The 14066-nt window shown below is 70.3% G+C and carries 14 protein-coding genes and 1 tRNA gene; 8 read left to right on the top strand and 7 right to left on the bottom strand.

The window, feature by feature from the left end; all coding sequences use genetic code 11:
• Nucleotides 1-54 precede the first annotated feature (54 nt).
• The 3 genes from F4558_RS27310 (at nucleotide 55) to F4558_RS27300 (ending at nucleotide 2339) form a co-directional block, all read left to right on the top strand.
• A complete protein-coding gene (locus F4558_RS27310; RefSeq protein ID WP_167946532.1) occupies nucleotides 55-255 on the top strand; it encodes a helix-turn-helix transcriptional regulator in 201 nt (66 codons plus the stop codon).
• Nucleotides 252-1619, top strand: a complete 1368-nt coding sequence (locus F4558_RS27305; RefSeq protein ID WP_167946530.1) for a tyrosine-type recombinase/integrase — start codon at nucleotides 252-254, stop codon at nucleotides 1617-1619. Before F4558_RS27310 ends, F4558_RS27305 begins: the two co-directional genes overlap by 4 nt.
• Nucleotides 1620-1691: 72 nt before the next feature.
• Entirely contained in the window at nucleotides 1692-2339 is a 648-nt protein-coding gene (locus F4558_RS27300; RefSeq protein WP_167946528.1) for a hypothetical protein, read from the top strand.
• A gap of 82 nt (nucleotides 2340-2421) precedes the next feature.
• Here F4558_RS27300 and F4558_RS27295 read toward each other — a convergent pair.
• Nucleotides 2422-2508, bottom strand: a tRNA-Ser gene (locus F4558_RS27295).
• A gap of 170 nt (nucleotides 2509-2678) precedes the next feature.
• Here F4558_RS27295 and F4558_RS27290 point away from each other — a divergent pair.
• On the top strand, nucleotides 2679-3653 hold the full coding sequence (locus F4558_RS27290; RefSeq protein WP_167946526.1) for an NAD(P)H-quinone oxidoreductase: 975 nt from the start codon (nucleotides 2679-2681) through the stop codon (nucleotides 3651-3653).
• A gap of 19 nt (nucleotides 3654-3672) precedes the next feature.
• Here the strand turns inward: F4558_RS27290 and soxR are convergent, their stop codons facing one another.
• The gene (soxR, locus tag F4558_RS27285; RefSeq protein WP_053651487.1) at nucleotides 3673-4128 is read right to left on the bottom strand and encodes a redox-sensitive transcriptional activator SoxR; all 456 of its coding nucleotides are present in this window, start codon (nucleotides 4126-4128) and stop codon (nucleotides 3673-3675) included.
• A gap of 46 nt (nucleotides 4129-4174) precedes the next feature.
• On the opposite strand from soxR, the gene F4558_RS27280 reads away from it, so the two are divergent.
• Both F4558_RS27280 and F4558_RS27275 read left to right on the top strand, forming a co-directional pair.
• Complete coding sequence (locus F4558_RS27280) at nucleotides 4175-4870, top strand: thiamine pyrophosphate-binding protein (protein WP_167946524.1); 696 nt, start codon at nucleotides 4175-4177, stop codon at nucleotides 4868-4870.
• 5 nt (nucleotides 4871-4875) lie between these two features.
• Entirely contained in the window at nucleotides 4876-5769 is an 894-nt protein-coding gene (locus F4558_RS27275) for a transketolase family protein (protein ID WP_167946522.1), read from the top strand.
• On the opposite strand, the gene F4558_RS27270 is transcribed toward F4558_RS27275, so the two are convergent.
• Nucleotides 5755-6462 carry a glycosyltransferase family 2 protein gene (locus F4558_RS27270; protein ID WP_053652303.1) on the bottom strand — a complete coding sequence of 236 codons (708 nt, stop codon included), beginning with the start codon at nucleotides 6460-6462 and terminating at the stop codon, nucleotides 5755-5757. The genes F4558_RS27275 and F4558_RS27270 overlap by 15 nt on opposite strands.
• Nucleotides 6463-6585: 123 nt before the next feature.
• Here F4558_RS27270 and F4558_RS27265 point away from each other — a divergent pair, with 123 nt between their 5' ends.
• A complete protein-coding gene (locus F4558_RS27265; protein WP_053651491.1) occupies nucleotides 6586-8745 on the top strand; it encodes a glycosyltransferase family 39 protein in 2160 nt (719 codons plus the stop codon).
• A gap of 231 nt (nucleotides 8746-8976) precedes the next feature.
• A complete protein-coding gene (locus tag F4558_RS27260; RefSeq protein ID WP_167946520.1) occupies nucleotides 8977-10587 on the top strand; it encodes a ricin-type beta-trefoil lectin domain protein in 1611 nt (536 codons plus the stop codon).
• A 53-nt stretch (nucleotides 10588-10640) separates the two neighbouring features.
• Here the strand turns inward: F4558_RS27260 and F4558_RS27255 are convergent, their stop codons facing one another.
• The 4 genes from F4558_RS27255 to F4558_RS27240 all read right to left on the bottom strand — a co-directional run bounded on the left by F4558_RS27255 (nucleotide 10641) and on the right by F4558_RS27240 (nucleotide 14033).
• Nucleotides 10641-11228 (bottom strand): hypothetical protein, encoded by a 588-nt coding sequence (locus F4558_RS27255; RefSeq protein ID WP_167946518.1) that lies wholly within the window; start codon nucleotides 11226-11228, stop codon nucleotides 10641-10643.
• A 56-nt stretch (nucleotides 11229-11284) separates the two neighbouring features.
• Nucleotides 11285-12766 carry a sensor histidine kinase gene (locus tag F4558_RS27250; RefSeq protein ID WP_167946516.1) on the bottom strand — a complete coding sequence of 494 codons (1482 nt, stop codon included), beginning with the start codon at nucleotides 12764-12766 and terminating at the stop codon, nucleotides 11285-11287.
• Nucleotides 12759-13448, bottom strand: a complete 690-nt coding sequence (locus F4558_RS27245; protein ID WP_053651499.1) for a response regulator transcription factor — start codon at nucleotides 13446-13448, stop codon at nucleotides 12759-12761. The genes F4558_RS27250 and F4558_RS27245 overlap by 8 nt, the downstream gene beginning before the upstream one ends.
• A 72-nt stretch (nucleotides 13449-13520) precedes the next feature.
• A complete protein-coding gene (locus tag F4558_RS27240) occupies nucleotides 13521-14033 on the bottom strand; it encodes a hypothetical protein (RefSeq protein WP_053651501.1) in 513 nt (170 codons plus the stop codon).
• Nucleotides 14034-14066 lie beyond the last annotated feature (33 nt).

Raw genomic sequence — 14066 nt, 5'->3', positions numbered from 1 at the left:
CCGCCCCGGTGTTCCAGCGCTCCACCTCCACCCCGCACGAGGGAGGCACCGCCCATGCCCGCGCGCCGCACCCCGACCGGCGACCTGCTCACCCTCGCCGAAGTCCTCGACGAACTACGCGTACCCCGGTCGACCTTCTTCCGCTGGAAGGCGACCGGCCGCGCGCCCCGAACGATCAAGTACCCAAACGGCAGCCTGTACGTCCGCCGCCGCGACCTGGACAACTGGCTCAACGACCACGAAGAGGCAGCATGAGCACCTACGAGGTACGCATCTGGACTACCCGCGAATACCAGGGGCGCGACCGCAAGACAGGCAAGGAGCGCAAGAGCTACCGAGTCCGGTGGGAGGTGGCCGGGCGTGAATTCGGCAAGACGTTCCAGACGCGAGCTATGTCTGAGAGCTTTCGATCCCGCCTCGTCGTTGCCCAGCGCGAGGGAATCGCGTTCGACAAGCCGACCGGCCTGCCGGAACCGATGGCGCGAGAGCTGAACAGCCGAACGTGGTACGAACTCGCCGTGGCGTTCGTAGACATGAAATGGTCCCGAGCCGCCCCGACCCAGCGAAAGAGCATCGCCGACGCCCTCACGACCGTGACACCAGCATTTTTGAGCAGCACGCGGGGAGTGCCCCCCGAGCCTGAAATCCGTCAAGCGCTGTATACGTGGACCTTCAACAGGTCGCAGCGGGAGGCCGATCCGCCGGCCGAGCTGGCACCGGTCATTAAGTGGCTCAAGGCCAATACGCTGCCGCTGACCGAGCTAGCGAACGCCGCCACGATTCGGAAGGCGCTCGACACGCTAGCGACCCGGCTTGACGGTGGACCGGCCGCCGCTAACACCGTTGCCCGCAAACGAGCAGTCCTCTATAGCGCGCTCAAATACGCCGTGGAACTGCGATACCTCGACGCACACCCGATGGATTTCGTCCAGTGGCGAGCACCGAAGAACGAAGAGAAAGTCGACCGAAAGGTAGTCGCGAATCCGCAGCAAGCACGTTCGCTGCTGGCCGCTGTGAGCGGCCGAGATCCGGCGCTAAAGGGGTTTTTCGCGTGCATGTACTTCGCGGCGCTCCGGCCGTCCGAGGTGATGCACCTAAGAGACGACGAATGCGAACTGCCCGAAGAGGGTTGGGGGTGGCTTCACCTCAGCGGCTCAACACAGCACGTTGGCGAGGAATGGACCGACAGCGGCGAAATGCGCGAGGACCGAGAGCTAAAGCATCGAGCGAAGAAGGCAACGCGCGACGTGCCGGCCTGCCCGGAACTTGTCCGCATATTGCGGCACCACCGCCAGCACTACGGCAACCCGGGCGGGCGGATGTTCAACGCGCCAGGCTCACGGCCCGGCCCCGTCACGAAAAGCACCTACCTGAGAGCCTGGCGACAAGCACGAGAAAAGGCGCTTAGCCCCGCCCAGCAACGCTCCGTTCTGGCACGGGTGCCGTACCATCTCCGTCATGCTGCCGTGTCACTGTGGCTCAACGCCGGGGTGCCCGCCACCCAGGTAGCCGAATGGGCCGGTCACAGCGTGCATGTGCTCTTGAAAGTCTATGCCTCGTGCATCGATGGCCAGGACGAGGCGGCACGCAAGCGAATAGAGCAGGCTTTGTCCAACTGAGACGGCAGCGGAAGGTGATGAGAAATCGACAAGTCAGGCGTAATTTGGGCGAGCGTTCTGGCTTCCGCTGGTGTGGCCGCCTTCACCACCCTGCTTATTGAGTACCTAGCGAAGCCATGGCTTGAGGTGCGCAAAGAGCGCATACTGGACCGGGATCGTCGGCGGCGCGGTGCGCTCCACGGCATGAACCAGGCACTTTTTCTGGCAGGCCGATTGGTTGCCTTGCGCGAGGCTCAAGACAATGAGGTGCTTCGCGAAAGAGCGGTCAACATGGCTGCCGAGATTGAACCATTGGTGATGACGGCGGTACATGAATTGGAGGTTCCCGCGAGGCTTGAGGAGGAGTGGACCGACTCCACTAGCGCTATGGTCTCATCAATCATCATTCTCAAACGAGAACCGCCGGCTGAAGAAGTCTGGCAACGCTTTGATATCGCGTCGGAGATTGCTGGCTGCTTCGCCGACCTGCTCGGGACGCCGCGCCGACGGTGGCGGAAACGGCGGAAGTTGGTGAAGGAGATCAGGTCGATCGGCTCGCCGAGGGCGGACGTGTCCTCGGACGACGAGGCTGTTCGCGCCGTCCAGCGCTATCTCGTGGAGAGCGGATTCGCCGTTCATCCCTCACCCCCTGCGGCTCCTGAGCAGCCGGCCGAGGGAACTCCGAACGTTGCCGCTCATTTGCCGCGACCAGTGAGACCGGACCGCCCTCGGCGAGACTGAGTGAGACCCGCTCGCCACTGTTTGACACGCCCCCTGATCAGAGTTTGCGCTGATCAGGGGGCGTTTTTGCTGTCCAGGTGAGCGGAGGGTGTGGGATTCGAACCCACGAAGACATCGCTGCCTTACCGGTTTTCAAGACCAGCGCCATCGGCCACTAGGCGAACCCTCCCGGGCCGTCACCCAAGGGTGTACGGCCACGCATAGTCTGCCACGGCTCCCGCCGGGCGGCCCGGCGTCCCTCCCCGAATACGCGGGCAGGAGGCCCGCCAGGTCCACAGTGTCCAGTGGGATGAGCTGGGTGCGCCTGCGGCCCGGTCGGGCGTCGGGTAAGACTGAGCCATGCGAGCCGTCACGATTCCGCAGCCCGGTGGACCTGATGCCCTGGTCTGGGCCGAGGTGCCCGATCCTGAGCCGGGTCCCGGGGAGGTGATCGTGGATGTGCGGGCAAGCGGCGTCAACCGCGCTGACCTGCTGCAACGGCAGGGCCACTACCCGCCGCCGCCGGGCGCTTCCGCGTACCCCGGGTTGGAATGCTCCGGGGTCATCACGGAGGTGGGCGCGGACGTCGCCGGGTGGGCGGTCGGGCAGCAGGTCTGCGCGCTGCTGTCCGGCGGCGGGTACGCCGAACGGGTGGCCGTCCCCGCCGGGCAACTGCTGCCGGTGCCGGCCTGCGACTCGGTGGACGCGGCGGCGCTGCCCGAGGTGGCATGCACGGTCTGGTCGAACCTGATCCAGGTGGGGCGGCTCAGCGCCGGGGACACGCTGCTGGTGCATGGTGGCGGCAGCGGGATCGGCACGTTCGCGATCCAGTTCGGGGCGGCGCTCGGCGCCACAGTGCTGACCACCGCCCGCGCGGCCAAGCACGACCGTCTGCGTGAGCTGGGCGCGGCACACACGATCGACTATCGGGAGCAGGATTTCGCCGAGGAGGTCCGGCGGGTCACCGACGGCCGGGGCGCGGACGTCGTCCTCGACATCATGGGCGCGTCCTACCTGGGGCGGAACGTCGCCGCGCTGGCCACCGGCGGTCGTCTCGTGGTGATCGGGATGCAGGGCGGACGCAAGGCCGAGTTGGATCTCGGCGCGCTGCTGACGAAGCGGGCGAGCGTCAGCGCGACGTCGCTGCGCGCCCGACCGCTCGCGGAGAAGGCGGAGATCGTCCAGGGCGTACGGGACGAGGTGTGGCCGATGGTCACGGCCGGCGCGATCCGACCGATCGTGGACCGGCGGCTGCCGATGGCCGAGGCGGCGCAGGCGCACCGGCTCGTCGAGTCGAACGAGCACTTCGGCAAGGTGGTGCTCACGATCGGGTGAGGGCGGCGGGAGTAGGCAGTCAGGCGGGCGTGCCGGTCGGGCGGGGCAGCATGAGGCGCGCACCCGGGCCCTCTCCGGCCAGGGCGTCCCCCGGGTTGTAGAGCGTGCAGCGTTGCAGGGACAGGCAGCCGCAGCCGATGCAGCTGTCGAGGTCGTCGCGGAGCTTGGTGAGCAGGCGGATCTTCTCGTCCAGCCGGCCGCGCCAGCTCGCGGACAGCCGCTCCCAGTCCTGCGGGCTGGGCGTGCGGGAGTCGGGGAGGGATTCGAGTGCCGCGCGGATCTCGTCAAGCGACACTCCGACCTGCTGGGAGATCCGGATGAAGGCCACCCGCCGCAGCTCCGAGCGGGCGTAGCGACGCTGGTTGCCGCTGGTCCGGTCGGCGCGGATCAGCCCGAGTCGCTCGTAGTAGCGCAGCGCCGAAGGTGCCACGCCGGAGCGGACGGACAACTCGCCGATCGTCAGCAGATCATGCATTCCATGCCCTTGAGGTGAAGTGCGCTTTAACTACCACAGTAGTGTGATGACCTCGACACTGACCACTGACACCGGCTCCCGGCTGCCTCAGTTGATTCGTCGGCTCACCGGCGACGAGAAGCACGGGCCCAGCGCGCACTCCACCATCGACGTGCTCCAGGTGCTCTACGACCGGGTGCTGCGGGTCACCCCCGACACCGTCGACGACCCGGAGCGGGACCGCTTTCTGCTCTCCAAGGGGCACGGGCCGGCCGCCTACTACGCGGTGCTCGCCGCGCACGGCTTCATTCCGGACGCCTGGCTCGACGACCTGGCCGGGCCGGACAGCCGGCTCGGCCACCATCCGGACCGACTGCTCGTGCCCGGCGTCGAGATCGGCTCCGGCTCGCTCGGCCACGGGCTCGGGTTGGCCGTCGGCACCGCCCTCGGCCTGCGAGCCCAGGGCCTGCTCAAACCCAGGGTGTACGTCCTGCTCGGCGACGCCGAACTCGACGAGGGCTCCAACCACGAGGCCATCGCGTACGCGGGAGCGACAGGGCTGGAGAGTCTCACCGCGATCGTCATCGACAACTCGTCGACCACGCACGGCTGGGCCGGTGGCATCGCCAGCAGGTTCACCGTCAACGGCTGGACCGCCGACACCGTCGACGGCCGGGACCACACCGCCCTGTACACGGCGCTGACCGGACAGCGGCCACCACGGCCGCACCTTGTGGTCGCCCGCATCGACAGCAAGGGATGACCACCATGCGTACCGCTTTCATCGACACCACCGCCGCGCTGCTCGACGAGGACCCGCGTACCGCGCTCGTGCTTGCCGACATCTCGGCCAGCCAGTTCGCGCCCGCCGGACGACGGCACCCGGACCGGGTGCTCAACGTCGGCATCCGCGAACAACTGATGATCGGCATGGCCGGAGGGCTGGCCCTGACCGGGCTCCGCCCGATCGTGCACTCGTACGCGACGTTCCTGGTGGACAGGACGTACGAGCAGATCAAGTTGGACCTGGACCACCAGGGCGTGGGCGCGGTCCTGGTGAGCATCGGCGCGTCGTACGACGGGTCACGGGAGGGCCGGACCCACCAGTCGCCGGCCGACGTGGCGCTCTTCGACTCGCTGGGCGGCGGTTGGACGGTTCGGGTGCCCGGTCACCCCGACGAGGTCACGCCCCTGCTGCGTGCCGCCGCGGCCACCGACGACCCGGTCTACCTGCGGCTCAGCGAACAGCGCAACACGCACGGGTACCCGGACGCCGACCGCCTCCGCGTGCTGCGGCAGGGCGGGACGGGCGCGCCGCTCGTGGTGGCCGTCGGGCCGATGCTCGATCCCACGATGGCGGCGACCGAGGGGATGGACGTGACTGTCGCGTACACCCACACACCCCGGCCCTTCGACACGGCCGGACTGCGAGCGTTCGCCGGGACCGAGGTGGTGCTTGTCGAGCCGTACCTGGCGGGAACGTCGAGCGCTGTCGTGAGCCGCGCCCTGGCGGACGTACCGCATCGGCTGCTGGCGCTCGGGGTGGGTCAGACCGACCTGCGACGGTACGGCGACCCGGCCGACCACGCCCGGTGGCACGGCCTGGACGCCGACGGCCTGCGGCGGTCGATAAGCGCGTTCCTGAAGTCAGCGCACCGCTGACGGGGCGGGACGGCGGCGTGCGCGCTCGCGACCGAGGATCCAGATCGCCTCGACGCCGTCCTTCCAGGTGATCTTCTTGCCCTCTTCGCGCCCGCGAGCCCGGTAGCTGATCGGCACCTCGTACGGCCGGATGCGCCGACGCAGCAGCTTGCCGGTCACCTCGGCCTCCATGCCGAAGCCACGCGAGCGCACCTCAAGCGACCTGTAGAGCGCCACAGGCATCAGCTTGAAGCAGGTCTCCAGATCGCCGATGTACGAGTTGAACAAAACATTGGCCGCCATCGTGACGCCCTTGTTGCCCATCACGTACCAGAAGCTGTAGGCGCTGTGGCTGCCGAAGGTGCGATTGCCGTAGACCACCGTGGCCCGCCCGTCGAGCACCGGGTCGAGCAGCTTGGGGATGTCCTGCGGGTCGTACTCAAGGTCGGCGTCGAGGATGACCATGTAGTCACCCTCGGCGCTGTCCACCGCGGTCTTGATGGCCGCGCCCTTGCCGGCGTTGCGCTGGTGGGTGATGACCCGCAGGCGTGCATCGTCGGCGCGACCGAGGATCTCACCGGTGCCGTCACGGCTGCCGTCATCGACCACTACCAACTCGATCTCGCACGGGTAATCCACCGCCAATGCCTGCTTGAGGGCATCCGCGATGCGTTCTTCCTCGTTGTAGACCGGCATGAGGATCGACAGCTTCACGGGATTCTCCACGGTGGCGACAACACGTCGGGCATAGCCTAGCGTGGCTGGTCAGCCAAACGCTGGCCGCACCATCGGGCAGCCGGCGTGGCGGGCTCAGCCGGATGGTGTTTACTTCGCGCCATGTCGGCTGCCGGCTTCCTGCTCGCGGTGCTACCCGCCGCCTCGGTGCTCCTACTCACCGTCGCGACGAGGCCGCGCCGGACTGACACGGTGGCGCCGCTACGACTCGCCGTGGTGCGCGCCGCCCTGCTCACCGGCGCGTACGCGGTGCTCGTCGTCGAACTGCTCGGAGCCCTGCACGCGCTGACCCGGCCGGCGTTCGTGGTCGCCTGGCTGCTGTTCCTGCTTGCCGCCGGGACCGCCGCGGTGCTGCGCCAGCGGCAGGCTGCCGCGCAGCCCCAGGTCGCCGCGCCCCGCCCGGTGCCGGTCGGCGCGGCGATGACCGCCGGCACCGGCCCGGCGACGCCCGCCCCGGTCACCGACGGCGGCGCGCACGACGTCGCGCCGGTCCAACCCGATCGGGTACGCGCGAACCCACTCGCCCGAGCGGCCGACGCCTGGCGTACGGCGGGTCGGGGCGAGCGGCTGCTCGCCGGCACCATCGGCGGCCTGCTGCTGGTGGAGTTGCTTGTCGCACTGCTGGCCGAGCCGAACAACTTCGACTCGCAGACGTACCACCTGCCCAAGGTGGAGCACTGGGTCGCCCAGGGCGACCTCGACTTCTGGCCGACCGCCATCCACAGGCAGGTGACCATCCCGCCCGGCGCGGAGTACCTGCTGCTGCACCTGCGCCTGCTGACCGGCGGGGACGCGCTGCACAACCTGGTGCAGTGGGCCGCCGGGATCATCTGCCTGCTGGCGGTCGCCCGGATCACCGCGCAGCTCGGCGGCAGCCGGCGGGCTCAACTGATCACCGCGTTCGTGCTGGCCAGCACCCCCATGGTCGTACTCCAGGCCACGAGCACGCAGACCGACCTGGTCTGCGCGGCGTGGGTGGCGTGCGCGGCGACCCTGGTGCTGGATGGGCTGCACCGACGGGCTGGCCTGGGCACCCTGCTCGGGCTGGGGGCGGCCACCGGGCTGACCGCCGTGACGAAGACCAGTGGCCTCATCGCGGTGGGTCCGCTGCTTGTGCTCTGGGGACTGGCCCAACTCCGGCTTGCAGTGAGCGGCCGTACGCATGCGGGAACGGCCCGACCGGTTGGTCCGGTCGCGCGTACCGTCGGCGGTTCGGTGTTGATCCTGCTGGTCGCGGCCACTGTGGTCGGCCCGTTCATGGCCCGGGTGACTGCCGAGTTCGGGCATCCGCTGGGCCCGCCCCGGCTGCGCGAGTCGATCCCGATGGAACGCCACGATCCGCAGTCGATCCTGGTGAACGCCCTGCGGATCGGGCACACAGCGTTCGACACGCCGTTGGCGCCGCTGCGGCGGGCCGGCGCGGAGGCGATCATCAACGGCGCGGAGGCGATCGGCGTCGACCCACAGGACCGGGAGATCACCTTCGGCCGGGAGATCTTTCCCGAGCCCGCCTGGTACCCGGACGAGGACCGGGTGGCCTTTCCGATCGCCGGGGTACTGGCACTGATCGGCGCGGTGGTCGCGCTCACCCGCCCCCGCCGGATCGACCCCGGGCTGGCGGGGCCGCTGCGGGCGTACGCCGTTGTGGTGCTCGCCGCCGTCCTGCTACACACCTCGATGATCAAGTGGCAGCCGTGGGGCAACCGGCTGATCCTCTACGCCCTGGTGCTCGCCATCCCGCTCGCCGGCCTGTGGCTTGACGCGCTCTTCCGGCGCCACGCCACAGGTGGGCGCGGACGGCGTTCGGTGGCCACCATGACCGCTGTCGCGGTGCTGGCCACCTCGGCGCTGGCCGGGGTGCTCTCTCTGTCGTACGGATTCCCGCGCCGGCTCGTCGGCGACGGCTCGGTCTTCACCACCTCGGACTGGGACACCCGGTTCCTGCGCCGCCCGCAGTGGACCGACGAGTTCCGCTGGGCCGCGACGGCCGTCCGCGACAGCGGCGCCCAGCGGATCGGGCTGGTGCAGCAGAACGACAACTGGGAGTACCCGTGGTGGCTGCTGCTGCGCCACACCGACGGGCGGTCGCCGGATCTGGTGGCGTTGCAGTCGGTCCTTCCGGAACGGCCGCCCGCCGACCCGACCTCGGTCGACGCGATCGTCTGCACCGGCAGCCAGCCGGCCTGCGCCAAGCTGGTTCCGGCCGGCTGGCGGCTGGAGTTCCGCGGCTACGTCGGCTACGCGCTGCCGCCCGGCCGCTGACTCGTCGCGCTGACCTGACGCCTCGGCGGGCTGGCCTGGCCGGGCTGACGCGGCGGGGCTGACCCGGCGGGGCGAACGCGCGCGAGCCGTGTCGGGTGACCGGATCGTCCGATCCGGGCGGTTCGGCAACCCGCGCGCAAGAACCCGAGCTGCATTCACATCCACCGATCACCGGGTTACCTTCTGGTAACTCGATCGACGTCCCGCGATCGAGCCGAAAGGAGTGCGTCGATGCCTGTCACCCCCGCCAGGCCCGAACGTGCGACCCGACGACGGGCCTGCACCACCGCCGTCGCCGTCGCCGCTCTTGTCCTGCCGATGCTCGCCGGACCGACCGCCACCGCCACCGCCGCTCCCGCCGCTGCCGCCGACCGACCCGCTGTCCAACCACTGCCCGCCAACCTGGAGACCGTCCGGGCCGCCGAAGCGACAGCTCTCTACGGAAGCCCGGCGATCCGCCCGATCGAGCAACGCCGCACCGCGCTGATCACCATGGGTGACAGTCAGATCTCCGGTGAGGGGGTCGGCAACTACGTCCCCGGCACCCACCAGAACGGCAACTGGTGCGACCGCTCGTACGACCAGGCGGTGTTCCGCACCGGAATCCAGTCGGACACGCGATACAACCTGGCGTGCTCCGGCGCGACCCCGTGGAACCTCATCGCGGGCGGGCCGACCCAGCACAACGAGCTGAACCAGGGCGACTACCTGGGCATCAAGGCGCGCAACACGCACGTCAAGCTGATCTGGGTGGTGGTCGGCGCGAACGGCGACGGCACCATCCAGTTCGGGCCGGTCGCCACCGACTGCGCCGTACGCCGGGTCTTCCTACAGGGCAACTGCTACCCGGCCTACACCGACCAGTGGACGATCCGGACCGACGGCAGCCGGCGCGCGGTGGAGGCGGCGCTCACCGACATCCGGGCGACGATGACCAAAGCCGGCTACCTGCGCTCGGACTACGAGCTGGTGCTGATGTCGTACCCCGGTCCGGCCAGCCCGGACGTGGAGGACAACCCGAACTTCCCCGGCTGGTACTCCGGCGGCTGCCTGCTCTACCTCGCCGACGCCGCGTTCGCCAGGAACAAGGCGGTGCCGCTGTTCGAGTCGGCGCTGCGGTCGGCCGCCGCGAACACCGGCACCCGCTACCTCGACGCGAGCCGGCTGTTCCACGGCCACGAGGTGTGCACCGACAACACCTCGGTCCGTGGCCTCTTCATCGAGGTGGGGATCTGGAACGAGAACGCCGCCCGGCAGTCGTTCCACCCGAACGCCCGTGGGCACGGCATGTTCGCCCAGTGCATCACGCAGTTCTGGAACTCCGGGCAGAACCAGGCCACCTGCGTCGACCCGGCCAGCACCGGCGGCGGCGTGCTCTACGCCGGCCTGCTCCAGTTCAAGCAGTTGCGCAACCTGGCCACCAACACGTGCGTCGACGGTAAGGGGTACGACTCACGCAACGGCACACCCCAGCAGTCGTACGGCTGCCACGGAGGGCGCAACCAGGGCTTCTGGTACGACTCGACACGGCGTTCGCTGCACTCGGAGCTCTCCCACGACCGCTGCCTGGACGTCGCGGGTGGATCGATGACGTCCGGCACCGCTGTCAACATCTACGACTGCAACGGCACCCCCGCCCAGCAGTTCGCCTTCGTCGGCAACCAGCTCAAGCCGGCCAGCGCCAGCAACCTCTGCGTGGCGTTCGACACCGCGGGCACTCCCCGACTGCGGTTGGCCGCCTGCTCCACGAGCACCCGGCAGCAGTGGTCGTCCGAGGCCCGTACCGCCGCGAACCCGGTCGGTTACGGTCACGGCGACTTCATCGGCTCCCGCGTCTACTGACGAAAGGAAGGGCCCCTTCTTATCGCCGAGGCGATAAGAAGGGGCCCTTCCTTTCACTTGGTGCGGGGGATGAGGATGAGCCTGGCGACTCCCTTGTCACCGTCCTTCGCGCCAGCGACACCGAGCTTCGCGCCGACCTTCACCTCGCTGGGCTGCACCGTGGTGCGCCGCTGCACGACCCGCAGGTCCTCACCGAAGGTCCAGGTCATCGTGAAGCCATCGGTGGACTTGACCGTCATCGAGTTGCCGTCGATCGCCGTGACCTCGCCGCGCTGCACGGCGACGGTCCGCGTACCGCCGTCCTTCGTCTGCACGACGGCCTCCCCGTGCAGGGTGTTCTTGCGCAGCAGCACCCGGGCCTGGCGGCGCTGACGCCACTCCTCACCGCGCTTCGGCCTGGCCTTCTCCGCAGTGGTGGGAGACGGGCTGGCCGGCGCGGCGACCGGTTGCGTGTCCAGGTCATCGGCGTCGAAGCCCATCGCGGTGAGCGCCTGACCCTCCACGCCCAGCGCGGCGGCGACCTCGACGGCGGCGTCCCGGGCCGGTGGGCTGGCCACCTCGGCCGCTCCGCAGCCGCTGGCGCCGAGTGCCACAGCTGCGAGCAGTGACGTGGTGGCGGTGGCGAGTCCCCAACGTGGCATGGCGTTCCCTCTCGTCAGTGGAGCCCTCAGCCTGCCCGGCGATGACGAGCGCAACGTCAGGCCGATGTTCGGATCCGGTAAGGATCACTTGGCAGCCGGACCGTGAACGCGGCACCGCCCTCCGGCGCGTGACCCGCGGTGATGTCTCCACCGAGCCGACGGACCAGCCCGGCAGCCAGCGCCAGCCCCAGACCGCTGCCCACCTTGCGCACCCCCCGGTAGCGCTCGTGCAACGCTCCCCGCTCGAACGCCACAGCCAGGTCGTCGTCGGTGAGGCCCGGCCCGCCGTCGCGGACCTCCAGGACCCCGCCGGCAGCCGGGTCCGCGCCCGCCTGCCGGACCGCGAGCACCACAGGCGCTCCCGGGGGTACGACCCGCAGCGCGTTCTCCAGCAGCCCGTCCACCACCTGCCGGATCCGACCCGGATCGGTGTACGCCGGGACCGGCCGGTCGGGGCTCTCCACCCGGAACGACACTCCCACCGCCGCGCACCGGCCCGACCAGGTGGGCTCGGCGTCGGCGGCGAGACGGGTCAGGTCCACCGGCGCCGGTTCGAGGGGGAAGTCGGCGGCTTCCAGCCGGGCCAACGCCAGCAGGTCACCGATCAGCCGGTCGAGGTGCTGCGATTCGGCGAGCATCGTCCGGCCGGCGGCAGCCGTGCCGTCCGCCTCGATCACCCCGTCGGCCAGCGCCTCGGCGTACCCACGGATCGCTGTCAGCGGGGTCCGCAGTTCGTGCGAGACGGAGAGCAGGAACTCCCGCTGCCTCCCCTCGCTGGTGGTCAGCGCGGCGGCCAGCCCGTTCAACGCCTCCGCAAGGTCGGCGACCTCGTCCGGTGGCTCGACCGGCACCCGTACGGCGCGGTCCCCGGCGCGCAGCCGAGCCGCGGCGGTCGCGGCGACCCGGATCGGCCGGGCCAGGCGGCGGGCCAGCAGCAGCCCGGCCACCACGCCGGCGGCCAGCCCTGCCAGCAGCGGCAGCCAGAGGCTGAGCAGTACCTGCCGCCACAGCCCCGGCGACGAGGCGCGGGAGAGCACCACCCCGTTGCCGCCGGGCAGAGCCCGGCCCTCGACGAGAGCACGGCGGCCGTCGACCGGGCGGCGCGCCGACACGTTGCGGCCCTGTCCGACCCGCTGCACCACGCGGGGCGGCAGGCCCGCCCGGTCGGCGGTCCCGCCCCTGATCAGGTACGCGTCGATGCCCTGGCTGCGCAGTTGCCGGATGAGCCGTTCCTCGTCGGCGGTGCGACCCCGGTCCAACCGTGTGCGCAGCACCTCGGCGGCGAGCCGTGCCTGCGCGGCGAGCGCCTCCTGCTCGCGCCGCTCCGCGCCGCGGATCGCCAGCGGCACCGCGACGATGGCGGTGACAAGCACCGACACCAGCGCCACAGTGCAGGTGACGAGCACAGCGCGGGCGGTGAGCGTCTCGCCGAACCGGCGGCGTCGAGGTGCTGCCGGCGGTGGAACGGCGACCACAGGCAGCGCCCCGGCCTGCGCTTCGGTGCGCGCGGGCTGTCGCGGTACGGGGTGGTCAGGCATCGACGGCGTACCCCACACCCCGGTGGGTGCGGATGACACTTGCCGGGCCGAGCTTCGCCCGCACCTGGGCGACGTGCACGTCGACGGTGCGGGTGCCAGCGTGCGCGGCGTAGCCCCACACCCCGGCCAGCAACTCCTCCCGGCTGAACACCCGCCCCGGTCGGGCCATGAGGTGCGCCAGCAGGTCGAACTCGGTGGAGGTGAGCTGCACCGGGGCGCCCGCCGCGGTGACGGTCCGGCGGGCCGGGTCGAGCGTCACCGCGCCGACGGCGCGTGGCTGCTCCGCCCCGTCGGGGCCTGCGGCGCGGCGCAGCACGGCACGCACCCGGGCGACAAGTTCGCGCGGGCTGAACGGCTTGGTGACGTAGTCGTCGGCGCCCAACTCCAGGCCGACGATCCGATCCACCTCGTCGTCACGGGCGGTGAGGAAGATGACGGGCGTCCAGTCGCCAGCCTCGCGCAGCCGCCGGCAGATCTCGGTGCCGGGCAGGCCGGGCAGTGCGATGTCCAGGACGCAGACCACCGGGCGCAGTCGGCGGGCGGCGCTCAGGCCCGCCTCGCCGTCACGTTCCATCTGCACGCCGAACCCGTCGCGGGTGAGATAGAGCCGCACGAGGTCGGCGATGGCCGGCTCGTCCTCGACCACGAGGACGAGCCCGCGGTACGACGTTTCGGCGGTCACCGGCCCATGATTGCCGACCGGGCGGTCCCGGCGCGATCGACGCGTGTTCGGGTTCGGTAAAGGCGCGTGCCGTCAGCGCGCCACGGCGGGGCGGAACACGCTCGGTAGTACGGGCGCCGGTGCGTCGCCGATGGTGGCGACGATCCGCTCGCGGGGCGTCCGCAGTCGGGTACGGAACGCGTGGTTGAGCAGGGCGTCCATCTGCCACACCTGCTTGGGGTGGGTGGTGCGGATCAGGAACCGCTCACGTATCCCGTCGATCGCTGTGGCGGCCAGCTCGACCGAGTGCAGCCGCGGATCAGGGCTCCAGGTGACGTTGCTCAGCTCGCGCAGCTCGGTGTTGAGGTGCAGGCGCAGCCGGTGCAGCAGCCGCGTCTGCTGGGTCACCACCAGCCGGCGGTGGGTGAGCAGGAGTAGGTAGTCGCCGGTGACCGGGCGGTCGGGGCGGCTGCAACGGGTGACCAGGATTGTCGCGTCACCGGAGCCGACGCAGCGCCGGAACACCGGCATGTGCCGGCTCACGGTCTGCACGGCCAGGCCAGCCTCGGCAGCGGCCGGGAGGAACGTTCGGGAGAAGACGTCCATGACCTGCCCAACGACCCCCCGGCAGGGGTGACG

Source organism: Micromonospora profundi, assembly GCF_011927785.1.
In the GTDB taxonomy this organism is placed as follows: domain Bacteria; phylum Actinomycetota; class Actinomycetes; order Mycobacteriales; family Micromonosporaceae; genus Micromonospora; species Micromonospora profundi.
This window is presented reverse-complemented; position numbering and strand designations above follow the sequence as displayed.

Excerpts from the sequence above, each read along its gene's own strand:
- F4558_RS27250 (WP_167946516.1), bottom strand. The coding sequence starts at position 12,766 with ATGCCTGACCACCCCGTACCGCGACAGCCCGCGCGCACCGAAGCGCAG.
- F4558_RS27310 (WP_167946532.1), top strand. The coding sequence starts at position 55 with ATGCCCGCGCGCCGCACCCCGACCGGCGACCTGCTCACCCTCGCCGAA.
- F4558_RS27265 (WP_053651491.1), top strand. The coding sequence starts at position 6,586 with ATGTCGGCTGCCGGCTTCCTGCTCGCGGTGCTACCCGCCGCCTCGGTG.
- F4558_RS27260 (WP_167946520.1), top strand. The coding sequence starts at position 8,977 with ATGCCTGTCACCCCCGCCAGGCCCGAACGTGCGACCCGACGACGGGCC.
- F4558_RS27305 (WP_167946530.1), top strand. The coding sequence starts at position 252 with ATGAGCACCTACGAGGTACGCATCTGGACTACCCGCGAATACCAGGGG.
- soxR (WP_053651487.1), bottom strand. The coding sequence starts at position 4,128 with ATGCATGATCTGCTGACGATCGGCGAGTTGTCCGTCCGCTCCGGCGTG.
- F4558_RS27275 (WP_167946522.1), top strand. The coding sequence starts at position 4,876 with ATGCGTACCGCTTTCATCGACACCACCGCCGCGCTGCTCGACGAGGAC.
- F4558_RS27280 (WP_167946524.1), top strand. The coding sequence starts at position 4,175 with ATGACCTCGACACTGACCACTGACACCGGCTCCCGGCTGCCTCAGTTG.
- F4558_RS27240 (WP_053651501.1), bottom strand. The coding sequence starts at position 14,033 with ATGGACGTCTTCTCCCGAACGTTCCTCCCGGCCGCTGCCGAGGCTGGC.
- F4558_RS27290 (WP_167946526.1), top strand. The coding sequence starts at position 2,679 with ATGCGAGCCGTCACGATTCCGCAGCCCGGTGGACCTGATGCCCTGGTC.
- F4558_RS27255 (WP_167946518.1), bottom strand. The coding sequence starts at position 11,228 with ATGCCACGTTGGGGACTCGCCACCGCCACCACGTCACTGCTCGCAGCT.